Origin of the sequence: Cellulophaga sp. BC115SP, from assembly GCF_009905545.1 — a bacterium.
Lineage (GTDB): Bacteria > Bacteroidota > Bacteroidia > Cytophagales > Spirosomataceae > Flectobacillus > Flectobacillus rivi.
In genome coordinates this window covers 1-1,604 of the sequence record NZ_JAAALB010000130.1, presented here as the reverse complement: position 1 = coordinate 1,604, position 1,604 = coordinate 1, and the positions used below count along the sequence as shown (strand labels likewise).

The following is a 1,604-nucleotide window of genomic DNA, read 5'->3' as shown; positions in this document are numbered from 1 at the left end:
TCAATGAAATTCTATCCCAAATTGAAGGCAATACCTCTTTGGGTAATTTGCCTTGCTGATAGGCCTCCCAACCACCACAAAAATCCCTCTTTTAACCATGGCTAAAAGAGGGATTTTGTTAGGCTCGTTCTTTTTTGAGGATGTGGAGTGTACCACCTGTATCCAGCACGTACATTTTGTCATTTGTAACTTGTAAGTCATTCAAAAAACCTGTACATGAATTCTCAGGAAAAACGTATGCTTCTTTAATCGTTTTATTTTTCCTGTCAAATATTCCTATTTTGAAATTAAGTTTATCAATAAAATAGATAAAGTCTTCTGTATGAATATTTTGAGATGCATATCTTGCCTCTATTTTCATGGCTTTTGCTTCTTCTCTAAAAATCCAATAGGTAAACTCCATTGTGACCAAATCTAATTCGTAATAAGTATCAAACTCAAAGCCTACTAATTTTTTTGCTTTTTCATCAATTTGTCCATCATGTCCTCTGAAATAGTTAAATGCTCCACTTTGATAGGCAAAATGGCTAGGTTTGTCTATTACATGCATAATTTTACCATATTTAATATCAATACCTATCAACATTTTTGAACCAACCCCAACCCATAATATCTCATTACAAACTCCAATTATTTTATCTATCTCCCCATAAGCCCCCAAATCTAACTCCCACTCATATTCCCCTGTGAGAAGGGAGAGGGATTTGAGGGTATTATGAGAACGAAAAATAGATTTTGTATTATTCTCGTAATTTGTAAAAAAATATCCTGTCCCTTGTTTTATGAGTAATTTTTCTTCGTTAGTTTTAAAGTCATGGTAATAAAAATCTTTTCTAAATTCAATTGCTGTTTCATCAAAAGTGTTATTTGTTGTATAAAATGTCCCATTTTCAGAAAAAACATTTCCAGTAGAATAACTTTTTGAAGCATCTAATTTTATGATTTTTCCTGAAAATATATTTTCAATAAAATAATAGTCCGATGTTTTTTGGCAAATAAGTCCATTAGGTAGTAAACCAATATATTTATAATTTTTCACAGTTTCACCGTTTAAACAATAATTTCCGTTCTTGTATTTTATTATTTCAAGGTTATAATTGACTTGAATATGCTCCACATTACTTATATGTGACAAAATTTTGAACATATTACTTGGTTTTAATAAAGTTATAAAATGAATTTGACGTATTTCCAACCATAGCCTTGAACAAAAGAATTGCTTCTGGCTTCAACTCATCAATAGTTTTATTGGTATAATCTAAATTCGGAAACAAACTCCCCCTAAGCGCCGTATTCCCCCAAATGGTGTTAAATAAATTTGTTCCCATATTAATAAGAGCAGTACCATTATACAACTGTTTTTGTACTGCTTGTTTGGCTTGAGTTTCTGTGCCTGCTTTTTTAGTGTTGAAAATATACTCCAAATTAGAAATATTTCTTATTACTGAAAAATAGGCTGATAACTGTCCCATATCAGCAGGCAATTCATCAGTACTTTTACATTCTATAAACCATAAACCTGTGTTAGTTTGGTCGCCAGTATACATATCAAACTCATAATTGCCTTGTACTTGTGGGAAAAGCAAATTAAACTGTTGGTCTAT

2 protein-coding genes are annotated in these 1,604 nt (G+C 31.4%); both read right to left on the bottom strand.

The window, feature by feature from the left end:
- Nucleotides 1-118: 118 nt before the first annotated feature.
- Nucleotides 119-1,147 carry a hypothetical protein gene (locus tag GVN22_RS27185; RefSeq protein ID WP_166554141.1) on the bottom strand — a complete coding sequence of 343 codons (1,029 nt, stop codon included), beginning with the start codon at nt 1,145-1,147 and terminating at the stop codon, nt 119-121.
- A gap of 1 nt (nt 1,148) precedes the next feature.
- Nucleotides 1,149-1,604 (bottom strand): hypothetical protein (locus GVN22_RS27180; protein WP_166554140.1); only part of this gene is annotated, 456 nt, incomplete at its 5' end.